General features: G+C 71.0%; 19 protein-coding genes. 5 read left to right on the top strand and 14 right to left on the bottom strand.

The annotated features are described in order from the left end of the window. The first annotated feature begins 3 nt into the window (after positions 1-3). Positions 4-978 (top strand): YncE family protein, encoded by a 975-nt coding sequence (locus WME83_RS29420; protein WP_437313020.1) that lies wholly within the window; start codon positions 4-6, stop codon positions 976-978. A 229-nt stretch (positions 979-1,207) separates the two neighbouring features. Here WME83_RS29420 and WME83_RS29425 read toward each other — a convergent pair whose 3' ends face one another. The 8 genes from WME83_RS29425 to WME83_RS29460 form a co-directional block, all read right to left on the bottom strand. Then, positions 1,208-4,084 (bottom strand): hypothetical protein, encoded by a 2,877-nt coding sequence (locus WME83_RS29425; protein ID WP_437313021.1) that lies wholly within the window; start codon positions 4,082-4,084, stop codon positions 1,208-1,210. A gap of 10 nt (positions 4,085-4,094) precedes the next feature. Then, positions 4,095-5,648 carry a hypothetical protein gene (locus WME83_RS29430; RefSeq protein WP_437313022.1) on the bottom strand — a complete coding sequence of 518 codons (1,554 nt, stop codon included), beginning with the start codon at positions 5,646-5,648 and terminating at the stop codon, positions 4,095-4,097. Between the two features lie 39 nt (positions 5,649-5,687). Continuing rightward, a complete protein-coding gene (locus tag WME83_RS29435; RefSeq protein ID WP_437313023.1) occupies positions 5,688-7,484 on the bottom strand; it encodes a hypothetical protein in 1,797 nt (598 codons plus the stop codon). Positions 7,485-8,051: 567 nt separating this feature from the next. Then, a complete protein-coding gene (locus WME83_RS29440) occupies positions 8,052-9,587 on the bottom strand; it encodes an ATP-binding protein (RefSeq protein ID WP_437313024.1) in 1,536 nt (511 codons plus the stop codon). Positions 9,588-9,599: 12 nt separating this feature from the next. After that, positions 9,600-10,298 carry a response regulator gene (locus WME83_RS29445; protein ID WP_437313025.1) on the bottom strand — a complete coding sequence of 233 codons (699 nt, stop codon included), beginning with the start codon at positions 10,296-10,298 and terminating at the stop codon, positions 9,600-9,602. After that, positions 10,295-10,993, bottom strand: coding sequence for a hypothetical protein (locus tag WME83_RS29450; RefSeq protein ID WP_437313026.1), 699 nt, complete (start codon positions 10,991-10,993; stop codon positions 10,295-10,297). Before WME83_RS29450 ends, WME83_RS29445 begins: the two co-directional genes overlap by 4 nt. Then, complete coding sequence (locus WME83_RS29455; RefSeq protein ID WP_437313027.1) at positions 10,990-11,760, bottom strand: hypothetical protein; 771 nt, start codon at positions 11,758-11,760, stop codon at positions 10,990-10,992. Before WME83_RS29455 ends, WME83_RS29450 begins: the two co-directional genes overlap by 4 nt. Beyond that, the gene (locus WME83_RS29460) at positions 11,757-12,527 is read right to left on the bottom strand and encodes a hypothetical protein (RefSeq protein ID WP_437313028.1); all 771 of its coding nucleotides are present in this window, start codon (positions 12,525-12,527) and stop codon (positions 11,757-11,759) included. The genes WME83_RS29455 and WME83_RS29460 overlap by 4 nt, the downstream gene beginning before the upstream one ends. A 309-nt stretch (positions 12,528-12,836) precedes the next feature. On the opposite strand from WME83_RS29460, the gene WME83_RS29465 reads away from it, so the two are divergent. Further along, positions 12,837-13,424, top strand: coding sequence for a Uma2 family endonuclease (locus WME83_RS29465; RefSeq protein WP_437313029.1), 588 nt, complete (start codon positions 12,837-12,839; stop codon positions 13,422-13,424). 154 nt (positions 13,425-13,578) lie between these two features. Here the strand turns inward: WME83_RS29465 and WME83_RS29470 are convergent, their stop codons facing one another. Then, positions 13,579-14,064 carry a DoxX family protein gene (locus WME83_RS29470; protein WP_437313030.1) on the bottom strand — a complete coding sequence of 162 codons (486 nt, stop codon included), beginning with the start codon at positions 14,062-14,064 and terminating at the stop codon, positions 13,579-13,581. A gap of 254 nt (positions 14,065-14,318) precedes the next feature. Here WME83_RS29470 and WME83_RS29475 point away from each other — a divergent pair, with 254 nt between their 5' ends. Further along, positions 14,319-15,200: an AraC family transcriptional regulator gene (locus WME83_RS29475; protein WP_437313031.1), complete on the top strand. Its 882-nt coding sequence runs from the start codon at positions 14,319-14,321 to the stop codon at positions 15,198-15,200. A 110-nt stretch (positions 15,201-15,310) separates the two neighbouring features. Continuing rightward, the gene (locus tag WME83_RS29480) at positions 15,311-15,805 is read left to right on the top strand and encodes a DUF6223 family protein (protein WP_437313032.1); all 495 of its coding nucleotides are present in this window, start codon (positions 15,311-15,313) and stop codon (positions 15,803-15,805) included. A gap of 49 nt (positions 15,806-15,854) precedes the next feature. Here WME83_RS29480 and WME83_RS29485 read toward each other — a convergent pair whose 3' ends face one another. The 3 genes from WME83_RS29485 to WME83_RS29495 all read right to left on the bottom strand — a co-directional run bounded on the left by WME83_RS29485 (position 15,855) and on the right by WME83_RS29495 (position 19,153). After that, positions 15,855-16,736, bottom strand: a complete 882-nt coding sequence (locus tag WME83_RS29485; RefSeq protein ID WP_437313033.1) for a VOC family protein — start codon at positions 16,734-16,736, stop codon at positions 15,855-15,857. Between the two features lie 157 nt (positions 16,737-16,893). Then, positions 16,894-18,108, bottom strand: coding sequence for a PcfJ domain-containing protein (locus WME83_RS29490; protein ID WP_437313034.1), 1,215 nt, complete (start codon positions 18,106-18,108; stop codon positions 16,894-16,896). A gap of 436 nt (positions 18,109-18,544) precedes the next feature. Beyond that, a complete protein-coding gene (locus WME83_RS29495) occupies positions 18,545-19,153 on the bottom strand; it encodes a CGNR zinc finger domain-containing protein (RefSeq protein ID WP_437313035.1) in 609 nt (202 codons plus the stop codon). A gap of 67 nt (positions 19,154-19,220) precedes the next feature. Here WME83_RS29495 and WME83_RS29500 point away from each other — a divergent pair, with 67 nt between their 5' ends. Further along, on the top strand, positions 19,221-20,405 hold the full coding sequence (locus tag WME83_RS29500; RefSeq protein WP_437313036.1) for an alpha/beta fold hydrolase: 1,185 nt from the start codon (positions 19,221-19,223) through the stop codon (positions 20,403-20,405). 53 nt (positions 20,406-20,458) lie between these two features. Here WME83_RS29500 and WME83_RS29505 read toward each other — a convergent pair whose 3' ends face one another. Continuing rightward, the gene (locus WME83_RS29505) at positions 20,459-22,096 is read right to left on the bottom strand and encodes an IgGFc-binding protein (RefSeq protein WP_437313037.1); all 1,638 of its coding nucleotides are present in this window, start codon (positions 22,094-22,096) and stop codon (positions 20,459-20,461) included. A 432-nt stretch (positions 22,097-22,528) separates the two neighbouring features. Next, positions 22,529-24,709 carry a hypothetical protein gene (locus tag WME83_RS29510; RefSeq protein WP_437313038.1) on the bottom strand — a complete coding sequence of 727 codons (2,181 nt, stop codon included), beginning with the start codon at positions 24,707-24,709 and terminating at the stop codon, positions 22,529-22,531. Between the last annotated feature and the right edge of the window lie 39 nt (positions 24,710-24,748).

The raw sequence follows: 24,748 nt of genomic DNA on the forward strand, positions 1-24,748 counted from the left end.
ACCATGAACGATCGACGACCGCGATGGCCGCTCTTGCTGAGCGCGCTCTTGATCTTCGAGCGCCGGGCGCGGCTCCTCTGGCTGAGCACCCTGGTGCTGGCCTTCTTCGCCGGAAGGGCGTCGTCGACGTGCGGCGGCGCGGAGCATGCCCCCGTGGCCCCGACCCGGCCCCTGCCGGACGGCGGGGTCGCGAGCGACTCCCCGGATGCGGGGCGGCCAGCGGTGGCCGACGGCGGGTCCCGCGCCGAGGCGATCCCGCTCGACGCGGGCTGGCCGGGCCATGACGGCAGCCTCCGCGCTGTCTATCGCATCGTAGCGCGCCGGAACGTCGCCCCCGCGATGGGCAACTCGGCGGGCGTCACGCACGACGGGCGCAGGCTCTGGCTCCTCTCGAGCAACGACGTCCAGCACGTGCTCTACGAGCTCGACGAGGCGACGAGCACGCCGCTCCGCTCCCACCCGCTGCCGGCGCTGATCGGCACGCGGGGCACGTCCGCGCACGGCATCGCCTGGGTCGACGGCGCGATCTGGATCGCGGTCGCCGGCAACACGAACGAGCTCGTGCAGGTCGACCCGGACACCGGCCGCATCCTCCGCAGGCGCGCGGCGCCCACCGAGCTCGGCCCCACCGGGCTGTCCTTCGATGGCCAGCACCTGTGGCTGTCGAGCACCAGCGGGCACGTCTATCGCATGTCGACGCAGAACGGCGGCATCGAGGAGCGGTTCGTCGCCGGGAGCGCCGAGGTGCGCAGCCAGGGCGTCGCGCACCGCGCCGGGGAGATCTGGGTCGCCGGGCTCTTCGAGCAGATGGTCGTCTACTCGTCGCGCGACGGCGCGCTGCTCGGCGCCGTGACGACCGAAGACGGCGCGCACCTCCCCCGGGAAGACCTCGGGCAGCTGTGCTTCGTGGGGGACGAGCTCGTGGTCCTGAGTCAGCGCGGGCTGACGTACTACCGTCCTGAGCGCGTGGCGCAGTAGCCGCCTCGGCCGTATGGCGGCGCATCATCGCTTTGGCGAGATGAGCGCCATTCCATGCCGACCGAAGCTCACATCGTGAGCCGCTGCCATGGCCTCATGCGCAGCGTCAATCGCCTATCGAGGCACAAGCAAATCTCGCCGTCAAGGTGCCGTTGCTCGCTGTCGTCCGCCAGTGCGCGCGGCCCAGGCGCAACTTCCGAAGAACCTCTCGCGCTTTGTGCATGCCCGGTCACACGAAGGTGTAGTTGGTGATGTGGAGCTCCAGGGTGGCGGACGTCAGGCCGCTCAGGTCGAGCCCTACGTTGTTCTCCTCGGGGATTTCAATCTGCCACCACGTGAAGGGCCCCAGCAGCGCATAGCTCTGCTGGGTGCCGGCGGGCTGGTAGTTGAAGTCCCCATCCTCGATGGGTGTCTTGTCCGCGAGCCCGTAGATGAAGAGCAGCGTCACCGGGTCATGGCTGAACCGGTAGCCCTGGTTGTGCTGGCTCACCACCGTCTCGTTGCCGGTGTGGGTGATGCGAATGTGGAGCTGGCCGTCCGACGTGGTGACGCCATCGGCCCACAGGCGCACCTTGGTGACGCGCACGTTGGCGAAGTCGGCGAAGGGGTTATCTTGCTTCAGACTGTTCTTGTATGCGGCGGGTATGGAGAGGAGCAGCCGCCCGGAGCGCCGGAGCTGGTCGAGCTGGAGGCCCGTGAGCTGCACCTGCACGCCCGGCTGGGACGGCTGCCGCGGGTCTGGGTAGGGCTGCGCGCCGTGCCCGAAGGACTCCACGGCCGTCTGGTATCGCCGCAGGATGGCGATTCGTGCCGCCTGCAGCACGCCCGCGTCGATGGCGGGCACCGCGTTGCCGTCCAGCGCCTCCGTGAGGAGGTTGTCATCCGTCACCGCCCAGAACTGGAAGGCACGGGTCGTCAGGTACAGCGTCTCCAAGATCTGCTCGCGGGACTGCTGGTACAGCCGGGACATGAAGGACGTCATCAGCGGCAGGTTGGGCTGGTAGCCCTGGAGGAGCTGCTGGCCGATCGTGTCGATGCGCCCCTCAAGCTCCTCGACGACCTGCTGCTTGCGCGCCAGCAACAGCACGATGGCGTTGTAGTCGAGGATCTGGTTGTTACGCGCCACCACGGAGTCCACGTAGGTCTGGAAGGCCGTCTTCAGCGCGTCCGCTTCGTCGGGAAACTTCGAGTAGACCGAGTCGAGCGTCTTGGACAGCGCCTGCTGGTTGGCGATGAGGAGGGCGGCACCATCGTCGTCCTCGGACAGGGTGCCATCGGGCAGCGCCTTGTAGCCCTCGACGATGGACTGGAGCGAGCCGTCTACGCTGGCAACGTGGCTGACCAGGTAGTCCTTGGGGATCGACTGCCCGTCGTCGGTGACAATCTCCGTGTCGAACTTGTATAGGGTGGAGGCGCCCTGGGTGGCCCACATCCAGGGGGACTCGGGGGCGAAGGCCACCGTGGCGATGGCGGAGAACAGGTCCTTGAGCTCCAGGTCGAAATGCTTCTCCAGCTTCTCCTTGAAGCGCTCCAGCTTGCGGACCACCTCGTCGCGCTGGGCCTGGAGGGTGGGCTCGTAGGAGCGGATGACGGTGAGGACCCTGGTCGCCTGGCCGAAGAGCTGGTCGATGTCGTTCCGGGCGCTCTCCCGGGCCTGCTTCGCCGAGGTGAGCGACTGCTGGAGCGCGGCCTCACGCTCCTTCGTCTCCTCCTCAGCGGTGAAGTAGGCCTGGTAGCTCGATTCCACGGACTGGAAGGCATCCATCATCTGCTCGAGCTGGCTGCTGTAGAAGTCATACGAGGCCAGCGGCGCGAAGTCGTACGGGTGACCGAAGGAGTCCAGGCCCTGGCGGAGCTGCTGCCGGAGCACCGAGGCGCTCCTGAACACATTGATCAGCGTGCCCACGCAGTCCCCGGAGCCGAGCGCCCGCTGGTTGTCGAGGTCGTTGTAGGCCTGGAGCAGGGGTGCGTCGCCGGTGAGCGAGGGAAAGTCCCCGGTCCGCTCGATGAGCCGGTCCAGCATCGCGGCCGTGTCGCGGATAGCGTCCGGGTTCTGCACCGGGTGCGCCGTGAAGTACCGCAGTTGCGCCTTTTGCAGGAGCATCGTGCACTGCTCGGGGTGGGCGAACAGCAGGTCGTCGAGCCCCAGCGAGGGGAGCTGCCCGGCGTCGCTGAAGGTGGTGACGGTACGCACGCCTGGGCTCCCGGCGAGGCCGTTATCGCCGTTCGCCAGGCCGGCGCCGTACGGCCCGTAGTCTCCCGCCGACACGTCCACCTTCCCGATGATGCCCGTCTGCCACGCCAGCACCCGCGACTGCAGGAGCAGAGCGACGGGTTCCGCCAGCAGGCGGGCCTCGGCCATCGAGCTGTCGTCCCAGGTCGCGACGAGCGCCCCCAACTGGCCGGCGACGTCCTTCAGCGTCGCCCCGTTCGCGACGGGGATGGCCTGCGCCGCGTCGGGCCGGGCGTTGACGAGGTCGGCGAAGGTGGCGACCGCGGACCGGGCATCCGTCGACGCCCTGGCGCGGAAGATCTGCCGCAGCCCATCCAGCCAGACGCGGAAGATCTGGCGGGCGGCGACGAAGACGGTGCCGCCATTCCCCGCGTCGCCGCCCCGGCCGCCCGCCGAGCCCGCCGTGGAGGAGAGGTTGTCCTGGCCCTTGCCCCCATCGCCGCCCGTTGCCGTCAACATCAAGGGCGGGGGCGCCGCGTCGGCCGAGCCCAGGAGCACGACGAGCGCGTTCCCGTGCAGCCCGGGCTGGCCCTCCGCGGCGGGCTTCCCGGGCACTTCCGTCGCGGGGCCGCCCGGCTTGCCCTCCGCGCCCGAGACGTCGATGCCCGCGCCCGCCACGGCGGTGAGCGCGTGGAGCGACAGATAGCAGTCCTGGGCCTTGAGCGTCGTGGCCAGCACGGTGTCCTCGGCGTAGACGCGGGCCTCGGTGTACCTCGTCAGGTCGGCCGGGACGGGCCCCTCGTCGCGAATCGTGAGGCTGTCCTCGACGGTCAGCACCACGAGCCGCCCGTCCTGCTCGACGGATTGGAAGGATTCGTCCGGGAACCGGAACAGGCCCTGCCCGGAGCTGCCACCGCGTGTAGACGTGCTCATGGGAGCCTCCCTATTTTCCGCCGCGCTGGGCGACCTTGCCGACGATGAGGAAGTCACAAGGCGTCTTCACGCCTGCCTTCGTCGCGATGTCGATGACGTGCTGGCCGGGGGACAGCAGGTTGGTGGTGGCGAAGAAGTCCAGGCCGGGCAGGGCGAGGTTGATGGATGGAATCCGCAGCTTCATGTCCCGCTCGTAGAACTCCGGGACGGACTCGGAGCAGCCACCGAGGCGCTCCCAGAAGCTGCAGCTGTGAGAATCGGTCTTGACGGTGAAGTCCGAGGCGCCCAGCGTGATGCTGGCCAGGGTGAGGTCCGAGTCCGACAGGGTGCCCAGGGCCACCGCCGGCTCGTTGAGGGTGATCGTGATGTCAATCTTCCCGTACCGGGGCGACGTGTGCCCCATTCCGGCCGTCACCTCGCTCCATTCCGAGGTCGCCCGTCCCTCCCACTGGAGCTGCAGCTTGGAGTCCTGGAGCAGCATCGTCAGCGGGAAGTCATTGAGGCTGATGTTCAGGCCGCCGTAGTCCCAATTGCTGAAGATGACGTGCCCCTCGTTCGAGTCGGCCACCACGGACTGGTCGGACTTCAGCTGGACCCGGATGCCGTTGGTGGTGGTGACGAAAGAGACCTTGAACCCGTTCTTCTCGAGCTGTGGCTTCAAGTAGCTGCGGGTGAGCAGGTCGTAGGACAGGATGATGGAGGCGGAGTAGCCGTCCGGCACCGGCACGGTCTCCTGGCCGCCCGGCTTGAACGACGGGTCGGGGTTGCCGGGGAGGCTGCCTTCGCGGTCCGTCTGGATGTAGAGGCTCAGCACGCCGGTGGTGGCGTCCCCGGAGGACGTGAAGACGAAGGCCTTCGGCGTCAGCACGATGGATCCGTCCTTAGGCTTGCTGTTGTTGAGGCCGGTGAGGGCGTAGTCGATTTCGCTCACCTGCGTCTGGAAGTAGTTGAGCAGCACCGGCATCAGCCAGATGTTGAGCGGCAGGTTGTCCGTGCCGGTGGCCTGCGGCACGAGCTGGAAGGTGGCGCCCTTCTCGTTCTTGAAGTGGACGATGACGTGGGCGCTCTCGTTGCTGCCGTCGGAGAAGGTGACGACGTTGCCCGCCGGGGACACCGTGCCGGTGTCGCCCTTGATGGCGGCCAGCGGCACAGTGGCCTCGATGCTGTACTTGTCCCCGGGAATGGGCGTGACCTTGGGGGGCCGGCCCGGAACGTTGATGGTGTAGGAGCCGCCGTCCTTCAGCCGCATCGTCAGCGTGGCGTAGCCGGAGCGCCCGGCGACGAAGGCCAGGGTCGGCGAGGCGAACTTCAGGTCGAACTCGATGTCCAATGGGTCGCCTGTCACCGGATCCTCCACCTGGGTGGTGATTCTCACCTCCCGGGCCAGCTTGCCGGCGTCGTACTGCGCGCCCAGGAACCGGTTGAGCTGGTCGACCGAGTACGAGCAGACGACGTCCCACTGGTCCGTGGACTGGGAGCCCTTCATCCAGTTGACAAGGGAGTCCAGGGCGGGAGGTGCGTAGGGATTGGCGGAGAATGCGGTGGTGGTGCTCACGTCAAGCATCGGTGTCTCCTCGATGGAAGGGGATGGAAGGGGACGGGCTCACGCCCTGAAGCGGAAGACGTCGGCGGAGCGCTCGGAGGTGCGCCGCTGGGCGTCCTCGCGCCTGCGCTCCGTGGCGTCCTGCTCCGCTTCATTGCTCGTCACGTCCCGCTGACGGTCCGCGTTCTCCTTCTCCTTCTGGCGCAGCGTCTCCCGCAGCGTGCCCAGTTCCTGCTCCAGGCTGCGCTTCTGTTCGAGGAGGTCCGTGTTGGTGGGGTCGCTCTCGAGCCGCTCCTCCACCGCGCTCAGGCTGGCGGCGCGCGCGGCGACCTCGCCGGAGGTGGCCTCCACGGCCCGGGAGGCGCTGGCGAGCTCCGCCTGGAGCCGGCTCGCGTCCTGCTTGAGGGCGTGCAGCCGCCTGTCCGTCAGCGTGAGCTCGATGGTCGCGCGCAGGAAGCTGGTCCCGTCCGAGGCCGCGTCCATGTTGCGCACCAGGCGGTCGCCGAAAGCCGATGTGACGAGGCCCGTGGCGACGTCCTGCCCCAACGGGGTGACAAGCTCCTTGACGAAGTCCGCGTTGCCGCCGACGCTCGACATGACCAGCTCCGTCGTCGTTTCGCGGACGACCTGCCGGATGGCGTCCAGGTCGAGCTTGCCGAAGAGGTCGTCCGTGTTGGAGGTCGGGTCCAGGCCGCCTTCCTTGAGCTGGCGCTCGACCTCCTCGGAGATGGCGTCGTTGATCTGCCCCTTGAAGAAGTCCCACGGCAGGTCGCGCGTCATCTCCGTGAGGGTCTGGACGTAGCGGGCGACCTCCGTCTCGCCGATGCCGCCCGTGACGAGGCTCCCCTGGTCATGGGCCACCGCGTCGGCGACCTGGGTGAGCCGCTCTTCCGAGATTTCCTCGACCAGGGCGCGCTCGCCGGTGTCCACCGCCTTCTCCAGGCCGAAATCCACGACGGAGTAGGGCTGCAAGCTCATGACCTTGTAGGGCTTCACGTACTCGGCCCACCGGGGCGACTCGAGCAGGGTCATCTGCAAGCCCGTCAGGAACGGCGTGGCCACGGGGAAGGCGTCCTTCAGCCGGGCAAGGGCCTTGCTGAGGACGGGGTCCCTCTCCACCGGCTTCCACTCTCCCGTCTGGCTGAAGTACTTCGTGTCCGAGAAGGGGTTGAATTTGGCGTCATTGACGATGACGGCGACGTCATCCGGCGAGTTGCGCTTGGGCCAGCCGGCGGAGGGCGACAGGATGATGTCGGGCCGGATGGGGAAGCGCACCCGCCCGCTCGTCAGCTCCTGCGTGTAGTCGAAGCAGACGGCGACCGCGATCCACGCGTCCTGGCCGCCGAGCACGTCCTTGGCGCGGTAAAGAACAGGACCGTCTCCACCGACGTGGAAGCACTCCTCCCAACCATCAATCGGGTGCTGATTGGCCTTGGTGAACTCGACGATGTCGGACTCCTTGCCCGACGAGATGAGGAAGCCGCGGTTCTCGCCCACCTGCTTGCCGTTGAGCGTGGTCTCGACATCGAGCGCCAGGGTGCCGGGGCAGTAGACGATTCCTTCGGGCAGCTTGCTCAGGCGGTCTTGGACCGCGATGACCATGTCGATGTACCAGCTCTTCGGGATGGGGTGGCGTGCGGAGAACTCGAAGTCGCCGGTCTCCGGGTCCTGCGCGCCGTTGAAGCCGAACTCGAAGCCCGAGACGATGTTGAGCACGCCCGGCTTGGGATCGAAGTACCCTGACGTCTTCACCAGGTCGAGCTGCCGGACGATGGAGTCGACCGCTTCGGAGCGAGACTTGGGCAGCCGCTTTCCTGGCAACAGCAGCGACCTGTAGCTGTGGTACTGCCGGTTCAATGAGCGGAACCCTGTGAAGCCTTTGTTGGATACGGACCTGGCACTCGACAACAGAAATCTCATTGATGCTCTCCTTGCGCGGGTCGTCCAGTTGAAGCGGAACGGCGTCTCCGCCGGGTTCGTCCCGGAACGCGGAACGTTCACCTGGGCGGGGATCCGTGAGTTGATCCAGGCCACGCTCAACGGGGTACTCCGTGCTGGTTCCCCACGGTTGACCTCCCGTTGCAATCTCTTGCAATCTCTTGCAATCTCTTGCAATCCCTTGCAATCCCTTGCAATGCATGTTCCATGCAGGCCGAAGGAGCGATGAAAGCGCAGATCCCGTCGAAAGGAGGTGAGAACAGGCTCCGCCCGCCACGCGCTCAGCGAAGCCACGGAGCCCGGCAAGTTCTTGCCGACGGCAAAGCAAATCTTTGCCGCCGTGGGGGCGTCGGGTCGTGAGCGCCCGACCCCTGCTTTGCTGGCGCTCCCGAATCAGGATCGGCGATGTAGGAGCGAGCTGTGCTCCAGCAGTGTGGCTGCACCTGCCGGGCGGCAAGCGACGGTGCGCACGGTAGGGGGCGAGCTCTACTGCCTCACCGGCAGCTCCACCACGAACGTCGCCCCCTCCCCCGGCGCGCTCTCCACGCTCACCGCCCCGCCGTGCGCCTCGACAACGCTCTTCACGATGGCGAGCCCGAGCCCCGTCCCGTTCCGGCTCTCGTCGGTCGTGAAGAACCGATCGAAGATCCGCGCCCGATGCTGCGCCGGCACCCCGGGCCCCCGGTCGCGCACCGAGATCCTCGCGGTCCTCCCGCCCTCCCCGCCCTCCACGGTCACCACCACCGCCTCCCCCGGCGGCGAGAACCTCACCGCGTTGTCCAGGAGGTTCAGCAGCGCCGTCTCCAGGTCCGTCTGCCGCGCCCGCAGCAGCCGCCTCGACATCTCGTACCGCAGCACCACCGGCCTCTCGCGGGCCCTGCACCGCTCCACCACCCGCGCCACCAGCGCCTCCAGGTCGAGCACCGTCATCGCCTCGCTCGAGGCCTCGATGCGGCTCAGCTCCAGGAGCCGCGACACGAGCCGATCGAGCCGCGCCACGTCGAGCTCGATGTTCCGCAGGAAGCGCCGCCGCGCCTCGGGATCGTCCGCCGCCCCCTCGTCGAGCAGCTCGGCCGCCCCACGGATCGACGTCAGCGGCGACTTGAACTCGTGCGCCACGTCGGCCGCGAAATCCGAGATGTACCGCAGGCGCGCCCCCAGCCGCTCGTTCATCGCCGCGAACGACGCGCCGAGCTCGCGGATCTCGCCGCTCCCCGAGACCGGCACCTCGATGTCGCGCTCGCCGGCCGCGATGCGCTTGGCCGCGCGCGAGAGCTTGCCCAGAGGCCTCGAGATCGACCACGCGAGCGCCAGCGTGACGAGGCCCGTGAACAGGCTCGCGCTCAAGAGGACCTGGATCAGGCCCGATCGGATCCGGTGCAGCTCCACGAGCACCGGCTGCGTCGATCGCACCACGTAGACGGCGCCCAGCACCTCGCCGCCCCACCGGATCGGCTCGGCCAGGAACAGGAAGACCGCCGGCTGCCGCTCCCGGACGCGCGTCCTCGCGCCGCGGCGCCCCGAGAGCGCGTCGCGCACCTCCGGGCGGTCCGCGACCTCGGGCCAGCGCTCGCGCGCGTCCCTGCCGAAGGGCCGCACCCCGCCTTCGAGATCGCCGAGCCCGACGCCAGAACCGCCCCGGGCGCGCGCCGGGAGCAGCGCGGGCGCCGCCGGCTCCGGCCCCTCGGGCGGGCCGTTCTCGTGCGAGTCGACGACCACCGCGCCCGCCCGGTCGAGGATCCGCACGCGCGTGCGCGTGCGCCGCGCGGCCTGGGTCAGCACGTCGCCGTGCTCGGGCGCGTCGAGCTCAAGCCCCCGGTCGAGATCCGACGCGAGCATCGCCGCCACCAGCGCCGCCTGGTTCGCCATGTCGCGCTCCAGCGAGCCGAGCAGCTGCCGCTCGTAGATCCGCGCGAACTCGAGCCCCGCCGCCGGCACGAGCAGCACCACCAGGTTGACGACGAGCAGCCGGACGCGGATCCGGCCGAGCTCCCGGCGCAGGCGCTCGATCATCGCGCGCATCGGTCGACCCGGCTACGCGCCCTGCACCTTGTAGCCGACGCCGTGGACGGTCGCGATCGGATCGCCGCCAACCGCGCGGAACTTCGCGCGAATTCGGCGAACGTGGGTGTCGATGGTGCGCTCGGTGATGAGGTTGTCGTACCGGTAGGCGCGCTGCATGAGCTGGCCGCGCGAGAGCACGACGCCCGGCCGCTCGAGCAGCGCGCCGAGCACGCCGAGCTCGGTCGCGGTGAGCGACACGGGCTGCCCGAGGTAGCGGGCCTCGTGGCGGTCGGTGTCGACCTCGATCGGGCCGTGGCGGAGGACCGCGGCGCGCGCTTCGGAGAGCGCCGGCGCGGGCGGCGGCGCCTCGGCCCGCCGGAGCAGCGCGCGCACCCGCGCCACGAGCTCGCGCGGCGAGAACGGCTTGGTGAGGTAATCGTCGCCGCCGAGCTCGAGGCCGACGATCCGGTCGACCTCGTCGCCGCGCGCCGACAGGAAGAGGATCGGCGTCCTGCTCGCGGCGCGCAGGCGCCGGCACACCTCCAGGCCGTCGAGCTCGGGGAGCATCACGTCGAGCACCACGAGGTCCACGTTCCCCGCCCCCGCCGCCTCGATCGCGGCGCGCCCGTCGGCGACCGCCGTGACGGTATAGCCCTCCTTCTGCAGGGCGTAGAGCAGGACCTCGCGGATGCGCGCCTCATCGTCGACGACCAGGATGTGCTTGCTCACGTCGCGATCGGTCCCTCTGATCCGGCGCCGCCGTGCGCGTCGATCGCCGCGCCGAGGCCCTCCACGCGCGCCCAGACCTCGGTCACGATACCACCGACGCCCTCGACCGAGGATCCGGCGAAGCGCGCCAGGACGAGCTGCGTGCGCAGCGCCTGGACGAGATCTGCGAGCTCCTCGAGGGCGCGGGCGTCGCGGTCGCGCATCGCCCGGAGGCGCCGGATGTTCTCGAGGTGGAGGTGCGCCGTCGCCAGCGCGCGCCCCCCCGCGCCGCCGCGCTCGATCTCGGCGACGCGCGCCGCGGCGGCGGCCTCGTCGAAGCCGCTCTGGCGGAGCAGCGCGTCGAGCTCGGCGTGGCGGGCGGCGGCGCGCGCCACCTCGGCCTCGATGCGCGCGGCGGCCTCGCGCGACAGGAGCGCCTCGAACGACGTGCCGGCGCAGGCGCTGACCCCCTCGCGCAGCGCGCCCTGGACGCGCGCGGCGGCGGTGCCGGCACCGCCGTCCGGCCGCTCGCCGGCCGCCCCGCGGCCCGCGGTGAGCGCGACCGGGGCCCAGATGGGCCAGAGCGGCACGCAGAGCGCCGCGGAGAGGGCGGCGCGGCGGCGCGCGTCCCCGCGATCGCGCGAGGCGCGGTACACCGCGACGGCGCACGCGAGGCCCGCGAGCAAGTACAGGACCGAGAGGTCGCGGAGGCTCATCGCGCCGCCTCCGTCGGGCCGACGCTCGCGGCGTCGTCGTCCACCGGGATGGAGCCGTCCAGCGGCGCGGGGGTGCGCTCGCGGAGCCGCTCGAGCGCGCGCGGATCCTCGTCGTAGATCCCGAGCGCGGAGCGGCAGCTCCTGACGAGCGCGTCGGAGAAGCTCCCCTCGCGGGCGCGCACGAACGGGATCTCCTTCTGGCTCGGCCGGCCGAGGTACGGCCGGAGCATCCACGCGGCCTGCCCGCCGACCGCGAAGAACACGGCCATGAAGGCGACCGCGGTGAGGCCGCGGCCCTGGCCCGCGCCGATGCCGCGCACGAGCACGCCGAGCGCGGCGAGGCCCGCGACGGCGTAGGCGAGCCAGGCGGCGACCGAGGAGGCGTGGTAGCCGAGCCCCAGGTCGATGAGCAGCCAGAGCACGGGCGCGAACGCGAGCAGCACGAGCGAGGAGCGGCCCGCCGACGCGAGGACGAGGGCGATGATCGACCGCATCGGCCAGGGGCGGCCGAGGACCGCCGCGAGCGCGTGGAACGCCGGGGCGCAGAGCGCGAGCGTGATCAGCATGGCGAGCGGCACCTTGGCGGCCGCGTAGAGGATCTGCTCCTTGCCGCGGAAGCTCCCGATCACGCCGCCGAACACGGCGGAGCCGAGGGCGATGGCGCCGAGCGACGCGAGCGCGATGGCGCGGATGTCCCTGTCTTCACGGCAGCTGGCGGCGACCTCGGCGGGCGCCCGGAGCAGGCGGCTCACGACGGCGGCGCTCACAGGGCACCCCCTTTCAGGATCGGGAGCGTCCCCCACCAGACGCGCAGGGCGAGCGCGACCGCGAACCCGGCGAACCCGAGGAGCGCCGCGGTGGTGCCGGACCAGGTGAGCGGGCCCCGATCGGGCCGAAGCACGGCGCCGAGATCGTGCAGCAGGACGCGCACGCCGATGACGCCACCGACCGCGAGGCCGATCAGCCCCATGATCGCCGCCGTCTCGTGCGCCCCGCTCGTGACGACGAAGAGCGCGGCGGCGGGCGCGAGGCCGCCGAGCACGAGGCCGGTCGCCGCGGCGGCGCGCGCCGTGGCCGACAGGGCGCGCGAGGGGTCGAGCGGCGCGTCGAAGAGGGTCAGGACGATCGTCAGCGCGGGGACGCCGAGGCAAGCGACGGCGACCATGGCCGCGGGGACGCCGGCGGCGTGCTGGACGAGCGACACGCCGCCCTGCCGCGCGCCGAGCGCGAGCCCGTACAGCGCGGCGAGGCCGACGCCGACGCCGAACCTGGCCAGGTCCTGGCGGAGATCCGCGGCCTGCCGCTCGGCGAGGAGAGAGGCCGTCCAGCCGGGGTGTGCGGCGCGCGCCACCGGCTCGGCGATCGGGCTGGTCGCACGCTCGGCGGCTGCGCTGACCGCGGGCTCGGCGGCCGCGCCGGCCGCGGGCGGCGCTGGCGTGTCGACCCGGAACGCCGCTGGCTCGGGAGCGCCGGCGTCCGAGCCGGGCTCCGTCGAGGATGAGGGGATGAGGAGACAGGGAGCTTGCGCCTGCACAGGACCTCCGTGGGGGTGAGCGCTGCGCGGCACGCGCGACCGAGGCTCCGCTGGCGATCGCGCTCGGACGATCGCCAGCGGAGCCTCGGTCTGCTGGGCGCCGCCGCACGCCTCGCTGGGAGTACCCCCCGCGCGAGGCGCGGCCGCGCCCGCGACGAGGAACGAACGCGGAGAGGTTGTGGCGAAGTTGTGGCAGCCCGCCCGCTGCGGCCAGAGCCCCCCGCGCGCGCAGGGGCCTCGCTGGTGCCATGCCAGGCGCCTGCCGCAGCCGGCCTGCAAGCCGGCGGCGTCGCGCGGTATGCTGGCGGGATGTCGGTCGCCGTCCAGCTCGGGCCCCGGGCCAGCCTCGCCGATCTGCTGGCCATCCCGGAGGAGCAGCGCTTTCACGAGATCGTCGACGGCGAGCTCGTGCGCAAGGCCATGCCCAGCGGCCCGCACGGGAGGGCGCAGCGCGTCCTCGGAGGCCGCATCGGCGATCCGTACGACCGGCGGCCGGGCGGGCGGCTCCCGGGCGGGTGGTGGATAACGACCGAGACCGAGGTGCAGTTCGCCGAGGATCAGGTCTACCGCCCCGACGTGGTCGGATGGCTGCGCGAGAGATTGCCCGAGCTGCCCAGGACGACGCCTATCCCCGTACGGCCCGATTGGGTGTGCGAGGTGCAGTCGCCCTCCACCGCGCGCCTCGATCGGGTGAAGAAGATGCGCGTCTACCAGCGATGCGGGGTACCGCACTACTGGATGGTGGATCCGGAGGACCAGACGTTGACCGTCTACCGGTGGACGCCCGAAGGCTACTTGCTGATCCTCACCGCCGAGCGCGGAGAGCGGGTCAGGGCAGAGCCGTTCGGGGAAGTGGAGCTGGAGATGGACGCGCTCTTCGGGGACGAGGCAACCTGATCTCCCGTCCCTGAAGGGCGCGAGCGACGTCCTCTCGCCGAGGACACCGAGCGTGCGCTGCGCGAGCCGGGCGATGTTGACGAGGATGTCGTCCGCCGTCTCGGTCCCCAGGAGCGGCTTCGGGTCCTCGCCGTGTGCGTCGAGGAGCTCTTCTTCACAGCGCGCTCCGACGCCGTGCCAAGCGCGCGTCGAGGGACCAGCGCCCCGCGCCGACGAGGACGAGGAAGAGCGCGCCCAGCAGCATCGCCCAGTCCGTCCTCGCCTCGTGGGCCATGCTCCAGAAGCCGTATTGCGGCAGCTTGCGCACGTGGAAGCCGAGGATGTCTCGGCCGAGCAGGATCGGGAGCTTCGTCGAGACCAGCGCCACGACCATGTCGATGACGAGCAGAGCGGCGGCGAACCGGGTCAGGAGCCCCGCGAGCACGAGCGCCCCGCAGACGATCTCGACCACCCCGACGAAAGGTCCCATGACTTCCGGCCAGGGAATGCCGATCTTGGCGAACCGTCCGGCGCCGATCTCCGCTGGATAGATGAACTTCTGGATCCCTTCGGACAAGAAGACGGCCCCGACCGAGAGGCGGACGAGGAGCGTTGCCGCGGGCGCCTCGGAATCGAGCATCTTGCGCAGGTGTTTCATCATTTCCTCCGCCCTTCGTCGAGAGCCTATCGAAGCGCGTAGACGGTCCTCGCAATCTCGTCAAGCGCGACCCCTGCCGTGGAACACGGCCGGCGAGCCGACAATCCTGAAGCGCGCCCTGACGGTCCCCCGGCCGCCGATGCCCCAGCCGCCGACGAGCGACCCGACGTGTGCGCCGAAGCCGAGCGACAGACCGACGCAGGCGATCGCCGCGCAGCGATGTGGCCGGCGACGTGATTGTCGGCCAGAATGTCCTCGTGTTGTATGTCCGCCACGTGCCGGGTCCGCCGCTCTCGGCGCACGTCGCCGAGCTCTGGTACCTTTCGGCTGCGCCGCCCCACGCGGCCGAGCGCATCCTGCCCTCCGGTACCCTCCAGCTGGTCGTCAACCTCGACGAGGACGAGCTTCGCGTCTACGACGGCCCCACCCTTCGCCGCCACTCCGGTGCCGCCGTGTCGGGCGCGTACCAGGCCTCCTTCGGCGTCGACACACGCGAGCACGCGTCGATGGTCGGGGTCCAGTTCCGCCCCGGCGGCGCGTGGCCGTTCCTCGGCGCGCCGCCCGGCGTGCTGACCGACATGCACGCCGACCTCGCGGACCTGTGGGGGCGACGAGCGGCGGAGCTCCGCGAGCGCCTGTGCGCGGCCCCGGATCCGCGCGCTCGCTTCGCGCTGCTCGAGCGCGCGTTGCTCGACCGCCTTTCGGGTGCGCGCCCCGGTCATCCCCTGGTGCCGCACGCGATCGCGGCGCTCGAGGGAGGCGAAAGGCGCGTCGCCGACGTCGCGGCCACGCTCGGCATCAGCCACCGCCGCCTCATCGACGTGTTCACCGCCGAGACCGGCCTCGCCCCGAAGGCCTTCGCTCGGATCACACGCTTTCGGCGTGCGCTTTCGCGGGCCGAGAGGGAGCGCGATCCGGACTGGGCCCGGCTCGCCGCCGAGTCAGGGTTCTGCGATCAGTCGCACCTGATCCGCGAGTTCGTGGCCCTCTCCGGCAATTCGCCGACCGCGCTCATCGCCCAGTCCTCCGGCGAGCACGTCAAGCTGCACCACATCGCCATCGCCGCGTTGGCCGCGCCGGATGGGGCGCGCGGAAGGGACCGGCAACGCGCGCGACCTCGAGGTGCCCTGACCCGGTGACTGTGAAGGATCGGCGCGACGCCGGGACGCACCGCAGCGCGACCGGCGACGAGCCCGGCCACTTCCAATTCGTCCAAGACCGGGTTGCCCGCCGGCGGTAGACGTGGGTCATGACGCAACGCTTGGTCCAAGTTGACACAGAGGTCGGCGATCCTGGGAATCCGCAGGCGGACGCACGGCCGCGCGAGACCGTTAGGGTGATCGGGGCCCGATCGCGGAGCCGAGTCGCCGCCGCAGCAGCCGCCCTGCTCGGCGGGGTCGGGCTTGCCGCACCGGCGGCCGCGCAAGGTGTTATCGGCCCCGGCTCCGGGCGAGCCGGGGCCACCGTGGCCGCGGTGGTGGGGCTGATCGGCGTGGTCATCGGCGGGCTGGCGCTGGCCCGCTCCGTCGGTCGTACCGGCACCGGCAACGGGCGAGACGGGGCCATCGTGGCCCTGGTGCTGGGGCTGATGGGCATCGTCCTCGCTGGGCTGCACCTGGCCACCTCCACCGGTGGCATCGGCACCGGCAACGGGCGAGCCGGGGCCATCGTGGCCCTGGCGCTGGGGCTGATCGGCGCGGTCCTCGGTCGGCTGACGCTGGCCCGCTCCAACCGCAGCCGCTGACCGGCTGACCCGGCCGTGATGCCGGGTCAGCGCCCGTGTTGTGGAGCGGCTAGCCCGCCGACGCCTCGTGAAGCTCGACCGCGTTGCCGTCCGGATCTTCGATCTGAATCTGCGCGCCCCCCACGCCGCGCTCGATGTCGTTCCGGAAGGGTGTCTCGGCCGCGCGGAGTCGTTCGATGAGCGCGGCGAAGTCGTCGACGTAGAGGACGACGCGGTTCCAGCCGCCGGCGACCTGAGCGCGGCCGTCGGGCATCGGGCGCGCGCCGGAGCTGCCGGGTCCGCTCAGGAGCAAGCGCAGGTCACCGCGCGAGACCGCCGCGAACTCCGTGCCGGACTGCATGTCGAGCGCGAAGCCGAGCCGCTCGGTGTAGAAGAGAACGGCGCGATCGACGTCCGTGACCTGGTAGCGGACGACAGCCGAGGTGGCATTGGGACCTCCCGCGGTCGAGGCCGATTCCGCCGATGCCTCGTGGAGCTCGACCGGGTTGCCGTCCGGATCTTCGATCTGAATCTGCGCGCCCCCCACGCCGCGCTCGATGTCGTTCCGGAAGGGTGTCTCGGCAGCGCGGAGTCGTTCGATGAGCGCGGCGAAGTCGTCGACGTAGAGGACGACGCGGTTCCAGCCGCCGGCGACCTGAGCGCGGCCGTCGGGCATCGGGCGCGCGCCGGAGCTGCCGGGTCCGCTCAGGAGCAAACGGAGGTCGCCGCGCGAGACCGCCGCGAACTCCGTGCCGGACTGCATGTCGAGCGCGAAGCCGAGCCGCTCGGTGTAGAAGAGAACGGCGCGATCGACGTCCGTGACCTGGTAGCGGACGACGGCCAAGGTGGCGCTGGGGACTCCCGTGTCCGGGGTCGATTCCGTGGTTTGGGACATACAACCTCCGAGGGAGAGGATGAACAGGATGAGGATGATCTTGCGGATGATCTTCATGCGCCGATCCTGTCGTCCGCGCGCGCCGCCGTATTGGACAAATTGGAAGGTCGGGTGGTCCTCGGCGACCCTCGCGAGAACAGCCATGGAAGCGTGAGCGGCGGCGGCACCGGGGTCCTCAACGACCGACGCGCGGCGAGCCCCCCCGCCGCGCGCCTCAGGCGTGGCTGGCCACGGTGAGCCGCTCGCGCTCCGCCCACATGCCGATGATCCGCCGTGGATGCCCGTCGGCGCGGCAGTTCGCGAACCCCCGTATCTGAACGATGGCCCGCGCGCGCGGATCGACCTCGATCGTGAAGCGCCGCACCGGTGCCCCCTCCCCGGCCTGACGGCGCAACGACCAGATGCTCGACACGCCGCGCACGCAGCGATCCTCGTAGCTCGCGACGCAGTGCCTGAGCGCGCGCCCCTCGGCCAGGAGCTCACCGCTGCTCAGGAGCTCCGCGATCGACCACTCGGTCGGCCCCTCCTCCGCCTCCGGCCTCGGCGGCTCGGCGTAGCGGAAGCCGTGTAGCCTGGACGCCGGCCAGGTCCGGCCGGTGCCGCGGCGAACCGCGAGCTCGGCGTGCCAGGCGTCGACGATGCGCAGGAGCGACGGAGGCGTCCGCCCGGCCAGCGAGAAATCGGGCTCCGGAGGCCCCTTGATCAAGAGCCCCGCGTCGGTGGCGATCTCGGTCGGGCGGACGCACCGCGCGTAGAGGAAATCGATGATGGTCGTGACGCGGATCGGGCCGAGCGCGTCCCAGTAGCGAGCAAAGAAGCGCAAGGCCTCGCGCCACAGGCCCCCGTGGCCGAGATCGGCGGCGAGGTCCGTCGTCAGAATGGTGTCGACGAGCTCCGGCGGGCCGTCGAGGGCGAGGATCTCCGCGCGCCGCATCGCCGCCTGCAGCGGGAGGTGCGGCGGCGAGGTCAAGAGGATGTGCTCCATGCGCCGGGTCATCCGCACCGGCAGCCCGGCGATCTCGCGGAACGGCCGGCCATTCGCGTGCTCGATGAACCAGCGCTGCGGCTCCGGGTCGTCGGCGAGCCACACGGAGACGAAGCCGCGCGGGACGGCGTAGCGGCCGACGACGTGCTGCGCGAGCGCGTGAATCAGATCGTTCACGCCGGCATCGCCGCCCGCCCAGGTGGCCGCCGAGGCGACGTGCGCCGCGTGGTGGCGCGCGAGGTTCTTGAGCGCCCGGACGGCCGCGGCGCGCGAGGCATGATCGCGGCCGGCGCTCAGCAGCTTCGAGCGCTCGCGGGCGTGACCGAGCAAAGAGGCGAAGGCGGAGCGCGCCGCGAGGTCGCCCGCGAGCTCCGAAAAGGCGCCACGGACGGCCCGATCGACCTCGCGCCGGGCATGGCGATGGAAGCTGATGGTGTTCGACACGAGCCGTTCTCCTCGCGTGGACCGGGACGTCGGCCACGCCGTGCGGATGGGGAGGCGCCGAACGCCGAGGGCCCTGCAGTGGGCCGCTCGCCGCACACCGGCGCCCGTTCAGCACGCACACGCACGCCGCGCGAGGCCTCGCTCGCCCGGGGGCGAGGGGCAGCTCACACGGCGAGTCGCTCAGGAGAAACGGAAGAAACGCACGTGGGCACTATGCCGGCCCCCGGCGCGAGGGTCAAGCTGGCTCCGCCGCCAAGGCGACTCCACGCATTCGAGCGCCGTTCACAAGAACGCTTCGAAAGCCGTTCACAAGAACGCTTCGAAACATGCTCTACGGAGGGCCGACGTGCGGCGTGCGCGCGTCGTTTCCTCGTGACGCGTCGCCTCGGGCTGCCGTTGTTGCCGTGCTCGCCAGCGCCCCGAGGTCGACACGCCGCTAACCGCCCCGATGCCGGTGGTAGTGAGCGGCCACCTTCATCCGGTTGCCGCACAGCTCCATGCTGCACCAGCGCCGGGCGTGGTTCCTCGACGTGTCGTGGAAGTAGAGGACGCAATCCGGGTTCCCGCAGCGCTTCACGAGCTCGGGATCGACATCGCAAAGGAGCCCCGCAGCCGCCTCGGCGATGGGGCCGAGGAGCTGCGCCGGCTCGTCGATCCGCGCATGGCCCCGGCGCGCGAACCCGGCGCGCGCCCGCACAACCTCGGTGTACCCCGCGTCGAGGCGCAGGGCCCGGTTGAGCACGTCGAGCGCGTCCTCTGCCGCCGCTCCGCGCTCGCGCGGCCGCTCGATCAGCGCGCGCAGCGCCGCCCGGAGCCGATGCGCCTGCCCGACGGCGCTCGCCCCTTCGCTCGACCCCTCCCAGCGATCGAGGACGCCCGCCGCGGTCGCGCCATCGAGGAAGCCCGCCTCCCTGGACCAGTCGACAAGGCCGCGCAGATCGGGGAGCAGCTCCACCCGGCCCCCGCGCTGCACCGGCTCGGTGTTGAGGAAATCGAGCGCCCGATGATGGCCGACCCAGAGGAAACGCGACGCGCCGCTAACCATCGATCACCCACTTGACTGGTTAGCATACCGGCCACATAACCGTCAAAACATAAAAACGGAGGTTAGTATGAGCGGCGAGGAGAACGTGGACGTGGGGCCGGGGCGATCGGCGGTGCGAGCTCGGGAGGTCGAGCCGGCGAGATCCGTGGGCACGCCCGCCGCGAAGGGCGCGGCCGGTCCCACGGAGGCCGCGGCCGGGCGGCGCTCCGGGCTCGCGCGGCTCGGCCGGGCCGCGGGCGGGCTGGCCTCCGCCGCGCTCGTCGCCGCGCTCGTGGGCTGCGCCGGTCCGTCGCTCGCGCCGAGCCGCCACGCCGGCGCCCCGGCCGACGCGCCGGCAGGCGACCGGACCCCAGCGGCAGCGCCCGAGGCGGTCTGGCCGGAGAAGACGTTGTATCGCACCGTCGAGGTGCGAGGCCGCAGGCTCTTCTACCGCGAAGCCGGACGCCGCGACCGCCCCGCGCTGCTCCTGCTCCACGGCTTCCCGTCGTCGTCCCACGAATACCGAGAGCTGCTCTCCCTCCTCTCGGGCCGATACCGCGTCGTGGCGCCGGACTACCTGGGATCGGGTTATAGCGATCGCCCTTCACCCTCCGAGATCACCTACACGTTCGACCTCCTCGCGGAGCACATCACCGGCTTCACCGAGGCGCTCGGGCTCACGCGGTACGTGATCTACATGCACGACTTCGGCGGGCCGGTCGGGTTCCGTGTCGCGCTCGCCCACCCCGAGCGGCTGCGCGGGCTCATCGTGCAGAACGCCAACGCGTACGTCGAAGGCCTTTCCGATGCGCTGCGGGTGGGCATTCGCCACGCCCACGACGACCGATCCCCGGCGAGCACCGCCGCGGTCGCCCAGCTCGTCAGCGCCGAGGGGGTCAAGCAGGAGCAATATCTCCGGCATGTGCCGGTGGCGCACCGCGAGCGCGTGAGCCCCGATGCCTGGACCCACGACCTCGCGTTCCTGGCCACCCCGGAGGAGCGCGCGATCCAGGTCCAGCTCATCCAGGACTACCAGACGAACGTCGATCGCTATCCGTCGTGGCAGGCGTTCCTGCGCGCCCGGAAGCCGCCGACCCTCATCGTGTGGGGGCGCAACGACGCGGACTTCATCAGCGCCGGCGCGAAGGCGTATCTCCGCGATCTCCCCGACGCGGAGCTCCACTGGCTCGACGCGGGGCACTTCGCCGTGGAGGAGCGGCCGGTCGAGATCGCCCAGCACATCACGCGCTTCATGGAGCGGCTCCCCCGCTGAGCCCGAGCGACACCGCGCCGCCCGCTCCGGGGACGAGCTGAGGCGACGCGGAGCTACCGCGGGACCGGCGGGGCCACGACGTCGTTGATGCTCTCGACGTTGCCGCCGGCGGGGTAGCCGTACGAAGCGTAGAAGTCCGTCCCCCAGACGGTGACGCCGAAGGCGCCCGCGCTGCGCGCCTCGTGAAGGCTCGTCTCGCACGCGGCGCTCGCCCCCACGAAGCCGCGGCTCAGATCGACGTGCGCCACCTCGAACACGCCCGCGGCCCCGACCCGGCGCCACCCGGTCACCGGACCGAGACAGCTCAGCTCCACGTCCGCGAAGCCGTTCGGGCCCTTGACGCGGGTGATCACCAGGCTCGTCGTGGCGTAGGTCGGATCGGTGAAGAACACGTACCGCTCGAGGAACTGCGCGGGCGGCAGCTGGATGACCCACTCCTCGTCCCCGAGCATGCACGGGGAGCCGGCGACCGGGATCTCCGCCACGCAGCCGGGGCGCGTCCAGGCGGGGGCGCCGGGCATGTATTGCGTGAGCATGAAGGGGTGATCGCCGTCCTGGGACCGCACCGAGAACAGCGAGGTCGCCTCGAACTCGGCGACCTCGCCCGCCTTCAAGGCGGCCGGCGCGCCCGGAGGCGGCGCCGGATCCCACGAGAGCGCCGTGCCGTCGGCCACGCCGAGCAGGCGGTAGGCGACGCTCTCCGGCTCCTGCGAGGCCAGCCGTGAGACCACGCCGGCGCCGACATACTCGCTGCCGAGGGCGCTGATCGGCGCGATCTGCTGGTGGGCGGCGTCCTGACCGCCGCCGGCCGGAGAGGTGTCGGTGGCCACCTGCAGGTAGGTGTTGCCGGTCCACACGCCGATGGGCTTGCTCGACTGGAGCACGGCGCCGCTCGGGTCGGCGCCCATCCATTGCATCACGTCGCCGGCGCCGAGCGTCACCTGCGTGGCGGCGTTGGCCGGCGCGCCCGGGGCCCCGCCGCCGCCGGGGAGCCTCGACGGGGGCACGAGGGCCACCGTGGTGTCGTCCTCGGCGGCGACGATCATCATCCACGGGTTGCCGAGGCCGCGAGCGTGCGGCGCCAGGGCGACGTAGTTCTTGCCCCACGTGCTGCGCGGGAACAGGAGCGAGGCGCTGGGGAGGAAGCTGAGCGCCCCGCCGTACGGCAGGATGTCGTACGCCGACACGGGCATGTCCGACGCGACCTCGAACGCGGCGCCGATGCCGCTGTCGTGCACCGCGACGTCGGCGAGGACGGCGGGAGCCCGCGGGCACTCGAGCGATCCAAAGGAGCTCGCCGCACCCGGCCGGTGAGAGAGGAACAGCACCGCCACCTCGCCCGGCGGGATGCCGCTTTCGGGCAAGCGCGTGTACGTGGTGCTCGGTCCGATGCCGCGCGGGAGGTAGGTGAACGCGCGCGCGTCGAGCGGCTCGCCGCCGTAGGCAACGCGGAGCCCGGCGTGGCGAGGCCAGGTGTTCGCGAGGAAGACCGCATGGCACGCGCCGCTGTAAACGGAGGCGTCGAGCTCGTTCTGGAAGAACGGCGGCGACGGCGCGAGGTAATCGCACCCGATGGATCCGCCCGCCTTCTCCGCGGCCTCGCACGCGGGGACGCACTGCCCCTGGAAACACCCCAGCTCGGGCGGGCACACCGCGACGACGTTCCCCTCGGCGTCCACGACGTCTCTCATGTCCGCGGAGCATCCGCTGCCCGTGCCGCCGCCGGTGACGTCGCCGAAACTCAGGTCGCCCCCGGCCCCCGAGCCGGCGTCGCCCGCCCCGGACGACCCGCCCGCGTCCGACCCTCTCGGCGGGCCGAGGGGTGGGTCCGCCGTCGGGGTGCAGGCAGCGGCGACAAGGGACGAGGCCAATCCCGCGCACAGAAGATAAGTGGAGAAGAACCTCACCTCCCGAAGTCATCGTGTCGACGGAGACCTGTCAAGCGCGGTCCGGCCGAGGGCGCGTGGAGCGCCCCGCAGCGACGCGAACTCCCTCGGCAAATCCCCGTCGCGCGCCCCGGCGGAGCAACAAACCGACGCCTCGACGAGGCGGCGAACGGCAGGGAGGCGCGCCGTGCCCGCGCGGCGCCGGGGCGGGCGACGCGCGGGCGCGCGAGGCTCACCTCAGTTCGATCGGGTCGGCGGGTACTTGTAGAACTTCTGCGCCCACTCGATGGTCCAGATCGCGGGCTCGACGTACACGTTCTTGTCGACGCCCACGATCATCTCCCGCTTGATCTTCGACATCGCCGCCAGGAAGACGCGGCGATCGTCCTCCATCCGCGGCCGCATCACGGTCGAGGGCGGGTACAGCTCCTTGACCTGCGCCACGACCTGCTCGTCGTCGATCCACCCGTCGACCCCGCGCTCGCCCTTCGGGAGGCGCGCGCCGCCCTCGTCGAGCCAGTCGCGCAGGTCGTTGTCGCCGCGGTTCATGCCGTCCGCGTGGCAGCCGATGCACGCGCTGCCGGTGTTCAGGCGGCGATCCGTGCTGGCGAAGCCGACCCGGCTCGTGATCACGGCGTCCGCGTCCTCGCGGGTGATGCGCGGATCACGCACGATGTTGACGAAGGCGTCGACGCGGCGCTGGTTGAAGCCGCCCCACAGCGAGTACCCCTGCAGGCCGTTCGGCAGATCCCAGATGACCTCCTCCGCCGACTGCTGGAGGCCCTCGGTCCCGGTGTAATAGCGGCAGTTCAGGAACTGCGCGCCGCCGTAGTTCGGCTGCCCGTCGCACCCCGGCGGCTCCGTGCCGTACGGCTGCGCCAGCGTCGCGACGAAGCTGAGGGTGGCCGCCGTCACGCCGCCGCCGGTCCCGGCGATGAACTTCGGGATCGGGTGCGCCCAGAACGGGAACCGGATCTGCCCCTGATCGTAGGCCTGCTCGATCGTCTGCACGTTGCCCTCGAGCTGCCCGGTGAAGACGTCCCACGTCTTCCAGTAGTACCCGCCCTTCGTCGTCCTCGCCCGCCAGTACATGCGGGAGTCGATGGTGATGGCCTGCTTGGTGACCATGTACTCGTAGGACTTCATCCCCTGGTCCTTGATGACGCCGAGCTCGCTCTCGAGGTCCTGGGCGTACCAGGGGATCGCCATGATCGCGTTGTACACGTCGGGGCGGGTGAGCGTGTAGACGAGCTGGCTCGCCTCGATGTAGTCCGTCTTGAACCCGTCGACGTAGGGCGGCAGCACCTTGTCGTCCGTCGCGCCCTCGACGTTGCCGGCGAGGACGCGCCCCCAGACGAGCTTCGCGAAGCTCGGGTCCTCCTGGACCTCCGCCGTGTAACGGTACTTCTCCTTGGTGGTGACGTCGCTGCCGACCGGCTCGCCGAGGTAGTTGACGCTGGTCCGGCCGAAGAACACGTCGTCGTCCGATCCGCCGAAGTGGAGCTTCGTGACGCCCTTGTTGTAGCCCCAGTAATTGCGGGTATCGAAGCGGTAGACGATGCCCTTGCCGTTGATGTCGACCGGGTTCACGATCTCGGGCGCCCACCGGGCGGTCGAGTTCAGGGCCTTCGAGATCCCCACGCGGGCCACGTTGAGCTCGTCCGCGGTGACGCCCGCGTTGTGGACCTCGTGCAGCGAGGTGTACTTGACGAACTCCGCGTCGCCCGCGGCGACGGTCGCCTTGTCCGCCGCGATCCACGCCTTGACCTGCGCCTCGGTGACCTTCTCGCCCGCCGGGACGGTGCGCGGCGTCTCCGGCAGGGTCGGCACGACCGCGGCCGCCCACGCCTCGACGGCGGCGAGCATCTGCGCGTTCGCGTCCTTGCAGCTCGAGCCGAAGCAGTTGTGCCGGTCGATGCCCATCCGGACCACGAGCTTCGAGTCCGCCGGCTTCTTGAAGTTCACGCGGGTGAGCGCGTACTCGTGCGCCAGCGCCGGGTCGACGTCCGCGTGGATGGGCGCCTGCGCCCGGCTCGTCGTGCTGTGACAGCCGGAGCAGTTCTGGGTCAGCAGCGGGTAGACGGTCGTCTTGAAGGCCTCCAGCGACTTGGCCTCGTCGAAGCCGATCTCGTCGTCGAGACAGACGGCCTCGACGTTCACGCCGCCCTTGCCGTTCGGGAGCTCGCTGTATCCCAGCGCGCATCCCGCCACGGGCTCCTGGCCGGAGCCGGTGGACGGCGCGCCGGAGCCGCTGGAGCTGCCGGAGCCGCCAGAGCCGCTGGCGGTGTCGTTTCCACCGGAAGAGCCGGCGCCCGGCCCCGCTCCTGGGGTGGAGTCGTCGTCGGCGCCTGCCCCCTCTCCGATCATCGCGGTGCAGCCGGTGGCGAGCGCGCCCGCGACCACAGCTGCCGAACTCAATGCGAGCCAATCAGCGATCTTGCGCATCGGCGGACCTCT

Source organism: Sorangium sp. So ce385 (genome assembly GCF_051474135.1).
GTDB classification, from domain to species: Bacteria; Myxococcota_A; Polyangia; order Polyangiales; family Polyangiaceae; genus Sorangium; species Sorangium cellulosum_D.